The organism is Idiomarina sp. 28-8, assembly GCF_000320945.2.
GTDB lineage: Bacteria > Pseudomonadota > Gammaproteobacteria > Enterobacterales > Alteromonadaceae > Idiomarina > Idiomarina loihiensis.
On sequence record NZ_DF266789.1, the window covers coordinates 115608 to 135578 of the forward strand.

14 protein-coding genes are annotated in these 19971 nt (G+C 48.7%); 5 read left to right on the plus strand and 9 right to left on the minus strand.

All coding sequences use genetic code 11. The features are described 5' to 3' along the window. Window positions 1-81: 81 nt before the first annotated feature. Together RJ32_RS00785 and RJ32_RS00790 are read right to left on the minus strand one after the other, a co-directional pair. Window positions 82-2787, minus strand: coding sequence for a TonB-dependent receptor domain-containing protein (locus RJ32_RS00785; RefSeq protein ID WP_034818318.1), 2706 nt, complete (start codon window positions 2785-2787; stop codon window positions 82-84). A gap of 73 nt (window positions 2788-2860) precedes the next feature. Then, the gene (locus tag RJ32_RS00790; RefSeq protein WP_034818319.1) at window positions 2861-4432 is read right to left on the minus strand and encodes a hypothetical protein; all 1572 of its coding nucleotides are present in this window, start codon (window positions 4430-4432) and stop codon (window positions 2861-2863) included. Between the two features lie 199 nt (window positions 4433-4631). Here RJ32_RS00790 and RJ32_RS00795 point away from each other — a divergent pair, with 199 nt between their 5' ends. Further along, window positions 4632-5483 carry an MBL fold metallo-hydrolase gene (locus RJ32_RS00795; protein ID WP_034818320.1) on the plus strand — a complete coding sequence of 284 codons (852 nt, stop codon included), beginning with the start codon at window positions 4632-4634 and terminating at the stop codon, window positions 5481-5483. On the opposite strand, the gene argH is transcribed toward RJ32_RS00795, so the two are convergent. The 5 genes from argH to argC are packed head-to-tail and all read right to left on the minus strand — an operon-like array spanning window position 5467 to window position 11247. Continuing rightward, on the minus strand, window positions 5467-7329 hold the full coding sequence (gene argH, locus RJ32_RS00800; protein WP_034818321.1) for an argininosuccinate lyase: 1863 nt from the start codon (window positions 7327-7329) through the stop codon (window positions 5467-5469). The genes RJ32_RS00795 and argH overlap by 17 nt on opposite strands. 3 nt (window positions 7330-7332) lie before the next feature. After that, the gene (locus RJ32_RS00805) at window positions 7333-8544 is read right to left on the minus strand and encodes an argininosuccinate synthase (RefSeq protein ID WP_034818322.1); all 1212 of its coding nucleotides are present in this window, start codon (window positions 8542-8544) and stop codon (window positions 7333-7335) included. Then, window positions 8541-9491 carry an ornithine carbamoyltransferase gene (locus RJ32_RS00810; protein WP_034818323.1) on the minus strand — a complete coding sequence of 317 codons (951 nt, stop codon included), beginning with the start codon at window positions 9489-9491 and terminating at the stop codon, window positions 8541-8543. Before RJ32_RS00810 ends, RJ32_RS00805 begins: the two co-directional genes overlap by 4 nt. A gap of 2 nt (window positions 9492-9493) precedes the next feature. After that, window positions 9494-10225, minus strand: a complete 732-nt coding sequence (argB, locus tag RJ32_RS00815; RefSeq protein WP_034818326.1) for an acetylglutamate kinase — start codon at window positions 10223-10225, stop codon at window positions 9494-9496. Continuing rightward, complete coding sequence (gene argC / locus RJ32_RS00820; RefSeq protein ID WP_034818327.1) at window positions 10222-11247, minus strand: N-acetyl-gamma-glutamyl-phosphate reductase; 1026 nt, start codon at window positions 11245-11247, stop codon at window positions 10222-10224. The genes argB and argC overlap by 4 nt, the downstream gene beginning before the upstream one ends. 99 nt (window positions 11248-11346) lie before the next feature. Here argC and argE point away from each other — a divergent pair, with 99 nt between their 5' ends. The 4 genes from argE (at window position 11347) to aceA (ending at window position 17465) form a co-directional block, all read left to right on the plus strand. Continuing rightward, window positions 11347-12507 (plus strand): acetylornithine deacetylase, encoded by a 1161-nt coding sequence (argE, locus tag RJ32_RS00825; protein WP_034818328.1) that lies wholly within the window; start codon window positions 11347-11349, stop codon window positions 12505-12507. Between the two features lie 89 nt (window positions 12508-12596). Next, entirely contained in the window at window positions 12597-14222 is a 1626-nt protein-coding gene (locus tag RJ32_RS00830; RefSeq protein ID WP_034818329.1) for a methyl-accepting chemotaxis protein, read from the plus strand. 291 nt (window positions 14223-14513) lie between these two features. Beyond that, window positions 14514-16097, plus strand: coding sequence for a malate synthase A (gene aceB / locus RJ32_RS00835; protein WP_034818330.1), 1584 nt, complete (start codon window positions 14514-14516; stop codon window positions 16095-16097). 30 nt (window positions 16098-16127) lie between these two features. Next, complete coding sequence (gene aceA, locus RJ32_RS00840; protein WP_034818331.1) at window positions 16128-17465, plus strand: isocitrate lyase; 1338 nt, start codon at window positions 16128-16130, stop codon at window positions 17463-17465. Here aceA and aceK read toward each other — a convergent pair. Next, entirely contained in the window at window positions 17449-19143 is a 1695-nt protein-coding gene (aceK, locus tag RJ32_RS00845; protein ID WP_034818333.1) for a bifunctional isocitrate dehydrogenase kinase/phosphatase, read from the minus strand. The genes aceA and aceK overlap by 17 nt on opposite strands. A 17-nt stretch (window positions 19144-19160) precedes the next feature. Further along, window positions 19161-19971 (minus strand): type II toxin-antitoxin system HipA family toxin (locus RJ32_RS00850; protein ID WP_034818335.1); only part of this gene is annotated, 811 nt, incomplete at its 5' end.

Genomic DNA, 19971 nt, shown 5'->3' on the forward strand with positions numbered 1-19971 from the left:
ATAGACGTAGCCTGACGTTCACGTCAGGTGGGATATTGGACCTGACATAAATGTCAGGCTACATCCTACAGCCCTTCTCAATCAGAACTCGTAGCTGTAACTTAAGCTAACCACGGTTCCGACTTCTTTGCTGCGAACTAAAATATCTGACTGAGTCACTTCTTGATCTTCACCCAGCAGGTTCTTAACTTTTAAGCCGATTTTAGAGTTAAAGCTCGGATAATAACTGTAAACCAAATCCAGTGAATGGAAGGGTTGCTCATAAGCGTCCTCACGTCCACCGATACCAGCCGCTAAGATACGCTCACCAAACACGTTATACACCAGTGAGGTCGCATGTTCTCCGTTAGCTGAGTCGTAGTTCAACTGGAAGTTGGCAACGTACTCAGAGTGTCCCGTCATACGCTTAGTCCGGTTGGTTAAGTTACCCGCCAATGCCGGATCAATCGACGCTTCAGAGTCACTCCAGGTTAAGTTACCCGAGGTAAAGAAACCGTTCGCCAGGTAACCTAAATCGTGCAGCCACTCAAGCTCAACGCCATAGACTTCAGCTGATTCACCATTAACGTAACTTAAGGTGTAATCTTCATCGCCCACCTGAAGCACTGACTCAATGGGGTTCTCTATGTCCTTATAGAAAGCCGCAATGGTGTAATTGTCGCCATTATCGGCATAGTACTCAAAGCGTGCATCGTAGTTACGTAAATCACTGCTCTCTAAGCCAGCTCTGCCGAACGTACGAATGTCCGTAATTGGGTCGTAGTAAGCCACCGGCACTGTTTCACGTAAATCCGGACGCACAACGGTTTCGCCGTAACCAAAACGCAGCTGGTAATTATCACTGGCCATATAAGTCAACGATAAAGCCGTGTAGAGGTCGTCTTCAGCAATGGTGCTTTCAAGCACACGCTCAGGATTGAAATAATTATTTAAATCCTGCTCACTAAAAATTAAGCTCGATGTTGCCAGAGAAACCTGTTTAAAGTCTTCATAACGAACACCACCACTTACACGCCAGGTGTTATCGAATATTGCATCGAACTCACCGTAATAGGCATCAATTTTCTGAGCGGCCAGGTAGTCATCCGCATTTGGCGCACCGGGTTCACGGAAAGAAATACGGAAATCGTTGTCATCAATAACATCATCCGTCAAATAACCCGTGACACCTAACACGTCATCTAAGTCGTCCAGCACTGACAAACGCGAACCCGATGCATTGTCCAGACTAAAGCGACTGGTACTGTAATAACGCGCTTTATCAACAAAGTCATAGCCTGCTTTTAGCTCAAGCTCTATTCCAGAAAATGCAAGTGGTAATGACAGGTTACCGCCGTAAGACTTAACGTTATCTTCCATATCAACAAACTGGAAAATAGCACGGTTGTCATCGCCCGTTACGCGAGTTTCAGAGAAGTTACCCTCGGTGTCATAAATATCGTCAAAACGATACGAAACTTCGGTAGGGATATCCGTTTCCGCTTTTGATTCCGTATACTGCCAGTCGAAACCAATGCCCCAATAGTCCATAAGAGTATGTTGGCCGCGGAACTGATCAACGTTTAAGACACGCTCTTCGTATTTGAATTCGTGCTCGCGGTTAGCTATACCGGTTCCAACTATGGTTTTCAGGTTACTACCGTTCGGGCTTTGCTTGATACCAAACTCCGATTCATCTTCCGAGTCTTCTAGATAAATTTTGGTATAACTGACACTGTGTGTATCTAATTCATAACCCGCAGTGAAAAAGCCGTTCAGACGCTCAGTTTCTGTCGTTACTGTGGTTTCTTCAAAGGTGTTGTAACAAGACTTAGAGATGTCTTCGACCGTCGCCAGAGACGTTGAACAATCAGCTGTTGCGTTGTTACTGATAACCGCATTCTTGCGTTCAGAAACATCCCAGTCATTATCGTAGGAAGCCGCGGCTAACACGCCTATAGTTCCACCGAAAAATGACTCGTCAAAGCTATTACCTAAGGTGGCTTTAAAGTCCATGTTAGGGTCTAAAGATTCTTTCTTCAGCACCATGTCTCGTGGCAATTGCTTTGCCAGCGAGGCATTAATTGCTCTTGCCTGATTACCCGCACTATTTCCAGAACCCGTCAGACCGTCGGTATTAACAATATTACGTAGACTAAAGTCACCCTGGTAGCGGCCAATTGCGTCTTTTATGCCTGCCGGAATACCGCTGTCGTCCCGGTTATAGGTATAACCTTCGTCTGCGTTGCTGTTCATACCAACGCCCGCTTCAACACTAAAAACAAAGTCGTCAGGCAAAGAACGCGTACGAATATCAATATTACCACCACCAAAAGCCGCCGGCATAGAAGGTGAAAACACCTTTTGTACTGCCATACTCTCAATAATGGTCGATGGAATAATATCCAGCGGAATCACGTTACGGGTTAAATCCGGGCTGGGAATGCTGGCACCATTAATACGGGCACTTGAATAACGCTCGCCTAAACCGCGCACATAAATAAATTTACCATCGACTAGGGTTAAACCGGTCACCCGCCGTAAAGCCGAGGCCGCGTCGCTGTCGCCAGAACGAGACAACTGCTCGGCACCCAGAATATCAGCCACAAAAGCCTGATTTTTACGTTCCTGAACAACAGCCGCGGCACTACCCTGCAAACGACTGCCGGTGGTAACCACTTCTTCAATGGTCGATTCGCGTTCAACGTCTGCTTCATCGGCTTGCTGAGCCAAAGCTGCTGGCGCAGAGGCAAACAACCCTAATCCAACCGCTAAAGCAACAGGCTTGAGTTTGTATTGATTTTTCATAACCAACTCCTGCAATAAAATCGGAAAATAGGCGCAACACCGTTGCGCCTATTCATTCGCATTCCAACTCAAATTAGTCTGCGTCAGCAGCAGCTACAGCAGTTTCAACCCACTGGTACCACTCAGAGCTTGTATCGTCGTCAGACAATGCGCCGATGAAATCAACCGGAGTAAAGAAGTCATCGTTTAGTGACGTTAAGTCATTCGCCGAGATAGTGATAGAAGAAGTCATATCTGTAGAGATACCGTCGTCATTCAGAACAGTAGCGGAGCCATCAAGAATTTCGTTTACGCCGCCGTTCGGATACCAGGCTGAGTAAGTTTCGCCATCTGCAAAGGTGTTATCACCGGTATTTACGAAGTTGTTAGTACAGGCTAAAACTGAGCTGTAGAAGTCCAGCTCGCCGTTATCTACGCCTGCTTCACCGTCTGAAGTAAAGAAGATACAACCGTCGTCAGCAGTACCATTCTCTTTAACTTTCAGGACGTTATACATTTGACCCTGGAAGTTATCATCAAACTTAGTGGCAATAGATGGATCGTTATCACGTACAGATTTACCATCAGTGGTGATAATAGTTACGTTAGCAATGGTCGGTGCTGACGTTGGTGCCTGGCTGTAGTCTGGACCGTTATTTTTCTCACCGTCGGCTTCAAATCCGCCGTTACCCATGTAGTTAGTATTGCCATCTACCGTCACTGTACCGTGTTTAATAAACAGGAACTGTGCACGGCCTTGCCAACCAGCATCGATGTCCATTGAGTCATCCTGAGTATCGGTGAAAACCACGTTTTTAACATCCGCTTTCCCCCCGAAGAACTCAATACCGTCATCATAGCCTTGATGAATATGGATAAATTCATAAGATGATCCAGAACCAACAGCGTTTAAAGTTAATGAGTTAAGGTCATCGCCATCACCACCATCGCGAGGGCCTGAACCGGCGTACCAAATTTTTGCATATTTCATTGAGCCGCTGCTATCAGTGTTATCATTACCACCGTAATAGCTCACAATACCTTCAGACTCTACGTTACAAGTACCGCCATCGCGCTGTGCATCAGTACACTGGTTGGTAATACCGTTACCGTTAATAATGATGCCGCCCCAATCTGCATAACGTGGCGCGTCGCCAGAAACATTCAGACGGTCAAATGCGTTAGCTGAGGTAAATGTAATTGGCTTGTCGAAAGTACCAACAGCATTTAACTGCGCGCCACGAGCAATCTGAATAATGGCTTCACCAGAGGTGAAGGCCAATGTAGCACCTGGTTCAACGGTCATAACCGGGCCATTCTGGTTAATTTCACAGCTTGTCGTCGTGTCGCAATCGACACCAACTTGCAGCGCGCCTTCAAATACGTGCACACCACCGTCAGGCAACTCTTCAAAAGTAATATCTTCATCAATTTCGATGGTCGCACTGGCGAAGTTTTCATCATAGGTACAGTCTTGACCGTCGTAGGTACCTTCCACGTCGCCGTAACTAGCGCACTCTACGCTGGTACCGCCATCGCCACCATTACCACCGTCAGCGCCGCCGCCATTATTAACCGTTGGTGTAACATTAATGTCGCCGCCGCAACCGGCCAAAAATAAAGCTGTCGTTACTGCAGAGATTTTGAATAAGGTATTAAATTTCATTGGGTTCTCCCGACTTGGATTTTATCCAGTTATGATTTAAGTCGGGATGAAGAGTAAAACGCTTGCATGACAATATTGTGACAACATAAGAATGTAACAATATATTCACATTTAAGTCACTTGAGGTCATGCTGTTGATCTTTGCGCTTGTTGAATAAGTAACCTATATCAATAATGCAAAACCTAAAAAGGAAACCCCATGCGTAAACTATTACTCAGTTGTGTACTGACGACTCTGTCTGTACTTGCTTTACCAGCAGCGGCCTATCAATCCGAAGAGATTATCGTCGAGCACAACGAAGTCGCCGATAATATTTATATGCTCACCGGCGCTGGCGGCAACATGCTGATGTCATCCGGCGATGACGGCGTATTTTTGGTGGATGACCAATACACTCAGGTAGCAGAAAAAATTGCAGCCAAAATTGAAGAGCTTAGCGGTGAAAACGTTCGTTACATTCTGAACACCCACTTCCACGGCGACCATGTCGGCTCAAATATGTGGTTTGCCAATAACCAAAGCTCAACTATTTATGCTCATGACAATGTGCGTGAACGCTTGAGTAACGACGACAGTTTTACGGAAATGGGTCTGCCGGCAATTACTTTCGATTCCGGCATCACCTTCCACTTTAACGATGACACCATTTATGTGTTCCATCTGCCTGCAGGGCACACCGACGGTGACAGTGCAGTATGGTTTAAAAACGCCAATGTGCTGCATCCGGGCGACTTATTCTTTAATGAACGCTTCCCTTTTATTGATCTTGAAAGCGGTGGCGATGTCGACGGCTACATTGCAAACGTCGAAGACTTATTAAGCCGCATTACAGATGATACAGTCATCATTCCCGGCCATGGCCCTTTAGCCAACAAAGAAGACTATCGCGGGTTTCTGGCTATGTTGAAAGAAACCAAAGCCGAAGTTGATACCATGAAGCAACAGGGAATGACCCTTGATGAAGCAAAAACCAAGGGTCTTAGCGATAAATGGAAGGACTGGAGCTGGTCCTTTATTAATGAAGAGCGCTGGATCACAACGCTGTACTAAAGATTAGCCGTTCGTCCGGCGGTTGAAGGTGAAAGTCCATGGCCAGCTCATCGCAGTTGGCCAGCCTTGGGCATAATTCGCAGTCCTTCATCACCTTTTCCGGCAAACTGTCTTTAGAACAATGGCTAAAACCTTGTTGTTCAAAAAAGTCCGGCACCCGGGTCAGCACAATGACCCGGTTCAATTGCAGTAATCGCGCCTTTTTCAATAAATAAGACACCAGCATGCGGCCCTGCCCGCGAACTTCCGTATGCGGATGAACACCCAGCGAGCGAATTTCTGCAAGGCCAGTGGTATAGATGTAAAGCGACGCACAACCCATCACTTTTCCGTCCACTTCGGTCACCGCAAACTCGTTAATCGAGTGTACAATGTCGTCCTTGGCGCGCGGTAAGTTTTCCCCCGCTCCGGCCCAGTGCTGAACTAACTCCAGAATCGCGCCGATATCGCCCAGGTTGGCGTCCCGAATACGAATTTTCTGCTGCTGTTGAGCGCTCTTTAATGCTTCGTTTACGCGCTGCGGCGAGGTTCCACCCAGTGCACAGCGTTTTTCCAGTAAAGCGTCCAGCGTCAGCCATTCATAGACATCCTGCTCAATTACCGGAACAATGGCCTGAAACGCCTCCAGCGGCATATTTTCAAGCGGCTTTTGTGCCTGAATGGCCTGCTGAACCAGCTCTCCGACGTTATGATGCGCCTGCCTAAAAGGTACGCCTTTTGCGACCAGATAATCGGCCAGTTCAGTGGCGTTAGCATAACCACCCTGTGCGGCCTTACGGCAAACATCATGGTTCACGGTTAACCCCTGCAGACTGGAAGTCACCATAGCCAGCGAGGCCTGCCAGGTGATAAAGGCGTCAAATAAACCTTCTTTGTCTTCCTGCATGTCTTTGTTGTAAGCCAGCGGCAGGGACTTTAAGGTCATCATCAACCCGGTTAGCGAGCCCACCACCCGACCGCTTTTGCCGCGCACCAGCTCCAGCGCATCAGGGTTTTTCTTCTGCGGCATTAACGAAGAACCCGAGGTCACGTTGTCTGCCAGTTCAATAAAGCCAGCCTCGCCGGAATTATAGAAGATGAGATCTTCCGCTAAGCGCGACAAATGCAACATCGACAGTGACGCAGTGCTTAATAACTCCACCACAAAATCACGATCGGAAACCGAATCTAAGCTGTTACGAGTCGCCTGGCTAAAACCCAGCTCGCTGGCAATGGCTTCACGGTCCACCGGATACGCCGTACCCGCCAGCGCACCGCAACCCAGCGGACTTTTATTCAGGCGCGTTACGGCGTCCTCTAAACGCTCGCTGTCGCGCTGCAGCATTTCTACATAAGCTAAACACCAGTGCGCCAGCAATACCGGCTGGGCGCGTTGCAAGTGAGTATAACCGGGTATGACCGTGCCCTGTTCTCGCTCAGCTAAACCCAGCAATGCCTGCTGGGTTTGCTGCAACGCCTGTTGCAAAACTTCTGACTGCTGACGACACCATAATCGCAAGTCTGTCGCGACTTGATCGTTACGGCTACGCCCGGTATGCAGTTTTTTGGCTAAGTCACCGACCTTGGCTATCAGTGCCGCCTCAACAAACGAGTGAATGTCTTCATCACCACCGACAGCAACAGCCGCAGGATCAGAACGCACTTCACCTAATAGTTCGTCCAGTGCCTGTTGTAACTGTGCACATTCTTCAGCACTGAGTACTCCAACCTTTTGCAGCGCGTTGGCCCAGGCTTTAGACCCGGTAATATCCTGCTCCGCCAGCACATAGTCAAAGGGTAACGAGTCATTAAACTGCTGAAACGCGGCATCGGGTCCTGCCGCAAAACGTCCTCCCCATAACGCCATAACCTATTCCTTTTGTTGTTTTTGCAACGCCGCAATCCGGCTCGGAAGAGAGAACAACCGAATAAAGCCCTCGGCATGCGCCTGGTTATACACTTCGTCGGCACCAAAGGTAGCAAAATCCTCACTGTATAAACTGTGCGGAGAACGTTTCTGTACCGCAGTTACCGAACCTTTATAAAGCTTCAGAACCACCTCACCACTGGCCGTCGCGCATAACGACTGTGCCGCAGCCATAACCGATTGCTGCAAAGGGGTAAACCAGCGACCATCGTACAATAATTGCGCAAACTGCTCGCTCAACTGAGTTTTCCAGCTGCGACTGACTTTGTCCAGCACCAGCTCATCAACAGCCTGCAACGCAGTCATCATTACAGTACCGCCCGGCGTTTCATAACAACCTCGGCTTTTCATTCCCACCAGACGGTTTTCCACAATATCCACGCGGCCAACACCGTGCTTAGCAGCAATGTCATTTAAAACACTGAGACATTCAAAAGGTGACAATGCCTTGTCATTCACCGCAGTAATTTCACCATTTTCGACCTTAACAGAAATATACTCCGGCTTATCCGGCGCCTGCTCCGGCGATACCGTCATAGTCCAGACCTTTTCGGTGGGTTCGCACCAGGGGTCTTCAAGTTCGCCACCCTCGTGCGAAATGTGCCAGGCGTTAGCGTCGCGGCTGTAGATTTTGGTCGCTGAAGCTGAACAGGGAATATTACGTTCCGCCAGATAACCCAGCAAAGACTCACGGCTGCTTAACTCCCATTCCCGCCAGGGCGCAATCACTTGTAAGTCCGGTGCTAAGGCTGCGTAGCAAGATTCAAACCTAACCTGATCGTTGCCTTTACCAGTACAACCGTGAGACAGTGCGTCAGCACCGACTTTACGCGCTACTTCAACCTGAGCTTTGGCAATTATCGGCCGCGCCATGGCGGTACCCAATAAGTAAGTGCCTTCATAAATTGCACCGGTTTTCAGTGTCGGATACACGTAGTTTTTAACGAACTCTTCTTTTAAGTCCACCACATGGCATTCAGAAGCACCTGAAGCTTTGGCTTTTTCTTCCACACCCTCCAGCTCTTCTGCTCCCTGCCCAACGTCAGCCACAAAGGCCACCACTTCACAGCCATAGTTTTCTTTTAACCAGGGCACAATCGCCGATGTATCCAGGCCACCAGAATAGGCCAGTACCACTTTTTTTACATTGCTCATGAGGCTTTCTCCATAGATTCTGGCAGTGCGGCTGCCGTTGGATTCAATAATAAAGTTAATAAGGCATTTTGCGCATACAAACGGTTCTCCGCCTGCTGAAAACAGCGCGACAGCGGGCCGTCCATGACATCCGAGGTAATTTCGTAGCCCCGATGCGCCGGCTGACAGTGCAACACCGAAGTGGCACCGCTGTGCTCGACCAGCTGCGAATTGATTTGGTAGGGCTGGAAAGTGTCGCGTACTTCGCTCAGCGGCTTATCGTCGCCCATCGACACCCAGGTGTCGGTATAAAGCGCATCAGCCCCTGCAACAGCGGCAATATCCTGGGTTACCACAATGTCAGCACCGCTTTCTTCAGCTTGCTTTTTCGCTTTGCTGACAAGATCTGCATCGGGCTCATGCCCGGGCGGACAAATAATAGTGCAGTTTGCACCCAGTGCGGCGGCAGTCAGCATCAGCGAGTGTGAGACATTGTTGCCATCGCCCAGATACACCAACTTCAGACCTTTCACCTTGCCGTAGTGCTCCTGCAGGGTTAAAAAATCGGCCAATGCCTGACAGGGGTGAAACCGGTCACACAAGCTGTTAACTACCGGCACTGAGGCGTGCTTAGCCAGCTCCTGTAAGGTGTTATGCGACATAACCCGTGCAACAATAGCATCTGCCCAGCAGGATAAATTGCGGGCATAATCAGCAACGCTTTCACGCACGCCCATGCCTTTTCCTTGCTCATTCAAATAAACCGCATGACCGCCCAGCTTTTGCAGGCCAATATCAAAAGACAAACGCGTACGCAGACTCGGCTTTTCAAACAGAGTCACAACGCTCCGGCCTGCCAGAGTCTGGCTGTATTTTTCAGGGTGTGCTTTTTGCTCTTGCGCTAAAGCCAATAATTGCAATGTGTTAGCCGAAGTTAACTCCAGCCCGGATAAACAATGTTTCATCATACTTACTCACTAATCTGTGTGCCTGAATGGGTTTGATTCATTAAATTCCAACTGCCTATTCGCACACATCGTCGTAAGCGCTTTGCTGCGTTAAGTGCGCCGCGAACTTTAACCAGCATGCCATCTCTAATCACGCCGCTTTTTGTCAGTTCATCAATACTCCGGCTGTCCAACTGCTCTATCAATTGGCCTTCGCTATCGAGTACGCCATCAACATCGGTTAGAAACAGTAAATCGGCGTCAAGGTTTGCAGCAACCGCGACAGCGGCGTCATCGGCATTAACATTGAACCATTCACCCTGTTTGCTGAATCCAATAGAGCTTACTAATGGCAGATAACCACTTTTGAGCAGGTTAGTAATTAACTCTGACTCAAATAACTCACAAGTGCCCACCTGCCCCAGCTCGGCGGATTCCCGCCGACAAGAAATACCCGCCTCATACAGAGTTAAACCAATAGGTCGTAGGCCGGCAGCAATGGCCCAGGACATCAACTGCTTATTCGCACAACCGGCCAACGCGCCAACGATATAAGGCATATGTTCTTGTGGGCTGACTCGCAACCCTTCATATTTTTCACTTTTTAGGCCAGCATTAGACAACCATTTCTGGGCCAGAGCGCCGCCGCCGTGCACAATAACAGTATTGTTTTCAATGTCTGACAGGGACGCGAACAGAGCTTTCATCTCATCGGGCTGCTCAAGCAAGCTACCGCCCAACTTTATCACTTTCATACCAGCCCCTCCTCTGCCGCTAAACCAAGCTGCAGGTTTACACACTGAATAGCCTGGCTGGCGGCACCTTTTAGCAGGTTATCAATAGCCGAAAAGGCAATAAGCTGGTTGCCCTGACGATGCCAGCCAATATCCACAAAGGGTTGCTGAACCACATTTTTAATCGCTGGCCGCGCTTGTTTTTCAAAACGAACCAGTGGCTTGTCTGCATAGCATTGATAGGCTTTATCCAAATCGGCGTCACTAACATCATCGTTAAGTTCTGCGTATAAAGTCGCCAGAATACCGCGCGGAAACTGCGCTAAATGTGGAGTGAACAACACCTCGTGCTGTAACTGTTGAGCAATTTCCGGAGTATGGCGATGCTCAAACAGCCCATATGGCTGCAAAGAAAGTTCCGCACCATGACTCGTCAGCGCGGCCTTCCGCCCGGCACCGGTCACACCGGATACCGCATTAATAATAATTTTGCTGTCGCTGAGTAAGCCTGCCTGTTTTACCGGAAGCAATACCATTAACGCCGCTGTAGGGTAACAACCGGGCACAGCAACTAACTGCGCTGCCGCTATCTCTTGCGGATACCACTCTGCCAGCCCATAAACCGCCTGTTGTAGCCACGAGCTCTGCTGATGTTCAAATCCATAAAATGAGGGGTAATCTTCAGTTGCGTTTAAACGAAAACCGCCGGACAGGTCTATGACTTTCAAACCAGCCGCCAGAAACTCAGGCGCCAGTTCCACACTAACGCCATGATCAGTACACAGGAACACTGTGTCAGCCGAGCTTTTAATGAGCTCTTTTTCATGGCTGGATAAGCCCTGCAAAGAAAGCTTCACTAAATGCGCATATTGTGGGTGTAAATCACTCAACAACGAGCCAGCATCACTGCTATGCTCAGAGACATAACAACCCAAAAGACTAAGCGCCGGATGTTGTTCCACCAAGCGGGTTAGTTCGACGCCGACGTAACCGCTGGCTCCGATTATTGCGACTGACTGAGACTGCGCTGCTGTATACTGCATGCGACAAAAACCTGTTGCTGTTTCTGAGTAAAAATGCAGAATAACCGAATAAATATACTTATGCAATAATAGTGAATAATTATATTAAGGATTACTATCATGAGCACCCCAGCCTTACCATCATTCTTCTCAATGTATCAGCAACTCATTGCACAGCCTTCCATCAGCTCTATCGACCCGAAGTGGGATCACAGCAATCAGAAAGTTGTGAATTTACTGGCTGAATGGCTGGAGATATTAGGGTTTGAGTGCGAAATCAATGAACTGCAAAGTCAGCCGGGAAAGTTCAATTTACTGGCTCGCCGGGGAGGAGGAAGTGGCGGTTTACTGCTGTCGGGACATACTGACACCGTTCCTTACGACGCCAGCCGCTGGAACTTCGACCCTTTTAAACTCACTGAACAGGACAACCGCTGGTACGGCCTTGGCAGCATTGATATGAAAGGCTTTTTTGCTTTTGTTATTCAGGCTCTGAGCGAGCTGGACGCGGCTCAGCAAACTAAGCCCGTGATGATACTAGCCACCGCGGACGAAGAAACCACTATGGATGGTGCCCGTGAGGTCAGTCGTTTTGCGAACCTCAAACCCGACTACTGCGTAATAGGCGAACCCACAGATATGCGCCCGGTATACGCGCACAAAGGGCACATGAGCGAAGTAATACGCATTACCGGACGCTCCGGCCACAGCTCCGACCCGGCACTGGGTATTAACGCCATAGAACTGATGCACGAAGTCATTTCAGCACTGGTGAAATTAAAAGAAGAATTTAAGCATAAATATTCAGATTCAAGTTTTTCTGTGCCACACCCCACCATGAACTTTGGTCACATTCACGGCGGCGACAACGCCAACCGCATTTGTGGTTGTTGCGAGCTGCATCTGGACATTCGGCCGCTGCCGGGCTTGTCTGTCGATGAGCTTTACGTTCACCTGCACCAGGCAACAGAAAATATTCAGGCTCGCTATCCGGGGTCAATTGAGCTCATTTCACTGCACCACCCCATACCGGCTTTTCAGCAAAGTACCGACTCCGCATTGGTGCAATTAGCCGAGAAAATTTCGAAAACTCAGGCGCAGGCGGTTAACTACTGCACTGAAGCGCCCTTTCTTCAGGAACTGGGCTGCGAAACACTGGTTATGGGGCCTGGATCGATACGCCAGGCACATCAGCCCGACGAATATCTGTTAACTGAAAGCATAAAACCAACTCAGGAAAAACTAAAAAGTTTACTAAAAAGTTATTGTTTCTCGGGTTAGCGGCCGATAGAAAATGAGCGTTCAAATTTTAAATGTATACAAATTTGCTACACTTAGTTATCAGCAACTGCATAACGAGGAAATAAATCATGCTACGTCAAATTTCCATAGGTATTCGCGCCAGTATCGCTTTCGGGCTCATCGGATTACTGACACTATTATTGGGAATCTTCGCATTGAATCGAATCGGAGCTTTGGGTACTCAACTGAATATCATAACAAATGAGCAAGTTCCGGCTGTTCAAAATGTTAATGATGTCGACCGTGAATTTTTACGAGTGCGCATTCACTCTGCAAACGTATCGGCGTACATCAACGATCCAGCCCGTCTAGAAAATTATAGAAACAAACTTCAAAATGCGATAGACGCTCTTAAACGCAATCAGGAAGAATACAGTTCAAACATCGCAGATCCAGAAGCTCGCAAGCTATTTAATGAATATATGGCTCTGGATAAAGAGTTTTGGGAACTAAATGAACAGTTTAATAAGTTGGTTGACGCGGGTCTAAATAGCGCCATTGACTCAATTAGGGAAAATAGCATTATTCCATTAACAAATGACATTTCAAAAAAGCTCGACGAAATGTTGGCGCGAGAAATGATCCTCATTGATAGTGCAAAAGCAGAAGCTCACAATGTATCGAGTGCAGCGAAAATTGCTGTCATAGTTGCGCTAATCGTTGTGGTCGCTTTGGTAGCATTATTTGCTGTTATACTGACCCGCAGCATTGTCAAACCTATCGGAGCAGCCGTTGATTTTGCCGAAAGCATTGCTAAGCGCGACTTAACGCAACGTATTGAAATTGTCGGCAAGGATGAGCCTGCACAGCTACTTCGTCAATTAGAACGAACGCAAACAGAACTGCGCAATTCTATTACCACCATATCGGAATCGTCGGAGCAATTAGCGTCAACCTCTGAAGAACTAAGCTCAGTGACTGAAGAGTCTACCCGGACTATTCAGCAGCAGTCGGAAGAATTAGAACAGGCAGCAACGGCCGTAAACGAGCTGACCACCGCCGTTGAAACCGTTGCTCAGGATGCTCAAAACGCTTCTGAAGCTTCGGACGAAGCAAATCAACAAGCGCAACAAGGTAATGACCGCGTACGTAAAACGGTCCGTGCTATTGAAGAGTTGTCTCAGGAAATTGGAGACTCTTCAGGTAACGTGACCGAGCTTGCGGAAAAAGTTAAGAGCATTACTAAAGTGCTTGAAGTTATCAGCGGTATTGCCGAACAAACGAACCTGCTGGCACTAAACGCAGCAATAGAAGCGGCTCGTGCTGGTGAATCAGGTCGCGGGTTTGCCGTTGTTGCGGATGAAGTTCGCTCGTTAGCTCACAAGACACAGCAGTCTACCGTTGAAATTGAAGACATGGTTAAAGCTATTAATGAGTCCAGCGACCGCTCTGTCGCCACCATGGATAAGAGCTTAGAGCGTGCTACTAAGACTCTGGACGTAGCACGTGAAGCCGGTGAAGCATTGCAGCTGATTACCGCTGCTGTCAGTGAAATAAACAATCACAACACATCCATAGCCAGTGCCGCAGAAGAACAGGCAAACGTGTCGCGCGATGTGGACAAAAACCTGGTCAGCATTCGTGACCTGTCTAATTCAACAGCCTCCGGTGCAGAGCAAACCAATGCCTCGAGCCGCGAACTCTCGCGCCTGGCCGTTGACCTTAATGAATTGGTTAAGCGTTTTAGAATTTAAATGCCGTAGGCTTATGTAGCCTGATAATTATGTCAGGTGGGGTATCTCACCTGATGTGAACATCAGGCTACAGGGTGCACGTAGCCTGACATTTATGTCAGGTCCAATGCCAATCCAAACGCCCATGTAGCCTGACATTTATGTCAGGTTCAGCGCCGTTCCTGACGTAAACGTCAGGCTACAGTAATAACCCTCCTGAATACTGCTAATTAACAGCATAAATTAGACTAATGGTGCGACCAGCATCTACTCTTAATCCGTGTTAACAAACTAGTAACAACGGATTCAAAAATGAACAATCTATTTAACTTCAGTCAACCCCTTGATGACGATGCAAAAGCGCTGTTCAACGACGAGAATCAGTCTTTTCTCGCTGAGTTAGTCGATACCTTTCAACCACGGTTAGAGTCGCTGTTAAAGAAGCGTCAGCAACGTCAGGCTCAATTTGACCAGGGTCAGTTACCTGATTTTGACTCTGCAACTCAAAACATCCGTGAAGGAAACTGGCGCATTGCCGAACTGCCAGCAGATTTGAAAAAACGCCGCTTAGAAATTACCGGACCGGTGGACCGCAAAATGGTCATCAACGCTCTGAATGCCAATGTCGATTGTTACATGGCCGACTTTGAGGATTCACAATCTCCTACCTGGGAGGGCATGGTTAACGGTCAAATTAACCTGCGTGACGCCAACATTGGCGGCATGACCTATACCGACCCAGACAGTGGCAAGCACTACGAAGTTGGCCCTGATCCTGCACTCCTAATTGCACGAGTTCGCGGCCTGCACTTACCGGAAAAGCACGTGCAGCGTAATGGCCAAGCTATTCCCGGCGCGCTAATGGACTTTGCTTTGTACTTTTTACTGAATTACCAGCAGCGACTACAACAAGGTTCGGGTGTGTATTACTACCTGCCCAAGCTGGAACACAGCGACGAAGCCAAATGGTGGGCCGATGTTTTTCACTTTACCGAGAAAAAATTCAGCTTAAAAACCAGCACCATTCGCGCCACCATACTCATAGAAACCCTGCCGGCAGTGTTTCAGATGCATGAAATACTACACGCCATGAAAGACCACATTGCTGCACTTAACTGCGGCCGCTGGGATTACATTTTCAGTTACATAAAAACCCTGAAAGAACATCCTGAACGGGTTCTGCCCGACCGCCAGGTGGTTAGCATGGACAAGCCCTTTCTTAACGCCTATTCGCGCTTGTTAGTGAAAACCTGTCACCAGCGCGGGGCTTTAGCTATGGGCGGCATGGCAGCCTTTATTCCCAGCAAAGATCCAGCCGAGAATGAGAAGATCCTCGCTAAAGTTCACGCCGACAAAACCATGGAGCGCGACAATGGCCACGACGGCACCTGGATTGCCCACCCGGGCTTAGCTGACACCGTGCGCGAAATTTTTGTCGATGGTATTGAAGGCGACAACCAGCTTCACGTACTGCGTGAAAACAACACGCCGATTGATCAGGCCTTACTGCTGCAACCCTGTGAGGGCGAGCGTACTGAAGCCGGCATGCGCACCAACATTCGGGTATCGCTGCAATACATTTCCTCCTGGCTGAACGGCAAAGGCTGCGTGCCTATCTACGGCTTGATGGAAGACGCCGCCACCGCTGAAATTTCACGTACCTCAATCTGGCAGTGGATCCGCCACGGCAAAACCCTGTCCGACAACACCCCGGTCACCAAAGAGCTGTTCCGGCAGTATCTGCAGGAAGAAGCTGAGGTAGTGAAAAACGAAGTGGGTAAACAACGCTGGAACGACGAACCTTTTGAACAGGCATTAAAGCTTTTAGAAGAAATTACCACAGCCGACGAGCTGGTCGACTTTCTGACCCTGCCCGGCTACCAACAACTCAAGTAATTACAATTAAAGAACAACAAGGAATTATTTATGACAACCCAGAATCTTTCATTCGCACAACAGGTTAAAGAATTGCAAAAGCAATGGGACACCGACCCACGCTGGAAAGGTGTTGAGCGCCCCTACAGTGCCGAAGACGTTGTGCGCCTGCGTGGTAGCGTGCAGCCAGAATACACCTACGCCCGCAACGGTGCTGATAAACTCTGGAAACTCATTCACGGCAAAGCACAGGAAAAATTCGGCAAAGACTATGTCAACGCATTGGGTGCTTTAACCGGTGGTCAGGCGGTACAGCAAGTCAAAGCAGGTTTACAAGCCATTTACCTTTCCGGCTGGCAGGTAGCGGCCGATAATAACTCGGCCTGCAGCATGTACCCGGATCAGTCGTTATATCCGGTCGACTCAGTACCTACGGTTGTCGAGCGCATTAACAACTCATTCGCCCGTGCTGATCAGATACAGTGGTCAAAAGGCGTTACGCCGGAAGACGACAATTACGTAGACTACTTCGCACCTATTGTTGCCGACGCGGAAGCCGGTTTTGGTGGCGTTCTCAATGCCTACGAGCTGATGAAGCGCATGATCCAGTCCGGTGCTGCCGGAGTGCATTTTGAGGATCAACTGGCTTCAGTGAAAAAATGCGGACACATGGGCGGTAAAGTACTGGTACCCACACAAGAAGCGGTGCAGAAACTTTCAGCCGCACGTTTAGCTGCCGATGTTGCCGGTACACCGACACTGATTGTCGCCCGTACTGACGCTAACGCCGCCGATCTACTGACTTCTGACTTTGACCCGAACGACAAGCCGTTCATTACTGGTGAACGCACTGCCGAAGGTTTCTATCGCGTGAAGCCGGGCATTGAACAAGCCATTTCACGCGGCTTAGCATATGCTCCGTTTGCGGATCTTATCTGGTGTGAAACCGCCAAACCAGACTTAGACGAAGCGCGTCAGTTTGCTGAAGCCGTTCATGCCAAATACCCCGGCAAACTGCTGGCCTATAATTGTTCACCGTCGTTTAACTGGAAACGCAACCTGGACGACGACACCATTGCTAAGTTCCAGCGCGAGCTTGCCGCAATGGGTTACAAATTCCAGTTTATTACCTTGGCCGGTGTGCACAACATGTGGTACCACATGTTTGAACTGGCACATGACTATGCCCGCAACGACATGTCAGCCTACGTTAAACTGCAGCAACAAGAGTTTGAAGCGGCAGACAAAGGCTACACCTTTGTTGCGCACCAGCAGGAAGTCGGCACAGGCTACTTCGACGAGCTGACCAACGTCATTCAGGGCGGGCTATCTTCAGTCACTGCACTGAAAGGCTCGACCGAGGAAGACCAGTTTAAAACCTCCGCGTAAAGCGCAAGTCGGCATCATAAGGAAAAACATCCGTAAGCTCACCCTTGCGGATGTTTTTTTGTACGCGGCACCAGTAAGCCGAATCAATTAACTCTGGGTGACGCTTCAATAGTTTGTCGCGGTATTTCGCCTGCGGCACCGCAAATTGCGCCAGCTGCTGCGGGAACACATCGTCCGGAGCAATAGAAACTTCCCAGTCGTTATCCGGTAAGCGTCGGAAGCTCATGTCGGTTAAGTACCGCACTTCGTCGTAGTCATAGAACACCACGCGTTTATGGCGTGTGACACCAAAGTTTTTCAGCAACATGTCACCGGGGAAAATATTCGCCGCCATCATTTCTTTTAAGGCCCGGCCGTAGTCGTCCATCGCCGCGTCTATTTCTTCGTCATTGGCGTATTCTAAATACAAATTCAGTGGCGTCATCCGGCGCTCAACAAACAACTGGTGAATCACCAGAGTGTCATCTTCTATCGAAATAGAATTGCTAATGGTTTGCTTAAATTCCTCCAGTAAGTCCGCAGAAATACGCTTAAGCGGCAATGCCACATCGACAAATTCCAGAGTATCGGCCATACGCCCCACCCGATCGTGCCGCTTAACCATGCGGTAACGGTCAATAACGGTCTGCCGACCAAACTCCTTGGTGCCGCCCAACCGGTCTTTAATGACTTTAAACACATAAGGAAAAGACGGCAGCGTAAACACCGTCATAACCATACCTTTGACACCGGGAGCAGCAGAGAGCTGGTCGTCTGTACGGCGCAAGTGGTGCAAAAACTCGCGATAAAACTCGGTTTTTCCCTGCTTATGAAAACCCACCGACGAATAAAGTTCAGCCAGCGTTTTGTGCGGCATTAAGTCCTTTAAAAACCTGACCAGGGCAGAAGGTGCCTCGGTTTCGACCATAAAGTATGAACGGGCAAAGCCGAAAATGGTCGCCATGCGATCCGACCGGGTAATAAAGGCATCAACATAAAGCTTACCCTGCGAGTTGATCAGCACCGGTACAATAAAAGGATAATGGTTATTTTCAGTCACTACCCGGCCGACAATATACGCCGCTTTGTTGCGGTAGAATGGTGACTTTAGTACGTCTATGCGTAGGTTGTGGGCTTCAATATCCGTTTCTGTTGCGCGCTCAAAGAACTTATCGCGTAGCTGTTCAATATCATTTTCGAAGCTTTCAAATTCACCACCCAGGCCAATATCCTCAAACACCCGGGTCAGTGTTCCCTCCAACCCGTCAACCACCGGAAAGTAAGAGTGGCATTCGTTCTCCACCGGCACCGGAATGTGGTTGGCCAGCACAGTTTCCACAAAAATGTAGTCGTTATTAAAATAGGCTCGGTCAAACACCCGACAAAACACTGAGTTGTAAAAGGTTTCCGCCAGCTCCGCCTGCGGGTGAAACTTCAGCAGTTGCTGGTAACGTTGCCGGGTTGCCCTCCACAGGTTTTCATCAAGTTCATTCCCCACACGGCGCTCGACTTTTGTCGCCGTTGTGCCCACCTGGTGGTCGTAATAATGAATCCGCTCTGAAGCTGCCGACACCACCGCAGTCCAGTCGCGCTTTAAGAAACGTTCACGTGCCCCCTGAGTCAGTGCCTGAAAACGCCGATAGTGGCTATGAAAGCCATCCAGAATACTTTTTGCCAGGGTCTCGGGGCTAATTGTCATGGTCACATCTCCTGAATTCAGGTGTTTAACCTGAAAGTATCCGGAATAACGGCTTTTAATCTCTCAATATCACCTTCCGCGACACCATTCTTCTTGTAGTAAGCAGGCCACTCAACCACCAGCTCCTGAATGTTCTTGAGTAAATTCTTCGCTTTATTAGGGGTAACACCAAACCGTCGGCATTGCGACAACACATTATCAATACTGCCTGCACGTCCATATTCACCAATACCCAAAGCATGTTGCTGACTATTATTAATAGGCAGTACGTCATAGGCGGGCGACAGCTTCCAGCCGCCGAAATTTAAATCCCAGAGTAAGGCATGATTTCTACCGTGGTCGTCTGTGTTACCAATAAACACATTAAATGCCATGCGTTTATAAAGTTCGGTTGCATCCTCAGCACGCTGACTGGTTTTCCTCAGATGCTCCGCCAGTGCACCATAGGAGTATGTTGTCTTTAGCATGGCTTCGCTGACATTTCCTTCGGTCAGCAAAGAGTTCGCACTAATAAAATGATGCGAAACATCCAGACCACGACGGTCAAACCGCTCGCTCATCAGTACGTCTTCTTCACCGGTAAGCAACCGGGTGCTGGCAACATTGACTCCTTCCACTTCATTTAGCATTGCCATTGTTGCGCTTTCTACTCTGGCTACGTTGTAGAGGTCGTCGGCGCGGTTAAATTTTAATAAATAAGCTTGTCCTTTATGCTGAAGCACGGTTTTTGGCCTGGCACCACCCATCGACTCGCCGTACTGAAATGCCTTTTTCACCTCAGCAGAGACATTTTCTGAATTCAGAATTGCGTTTTTCCCGGCCAACAAC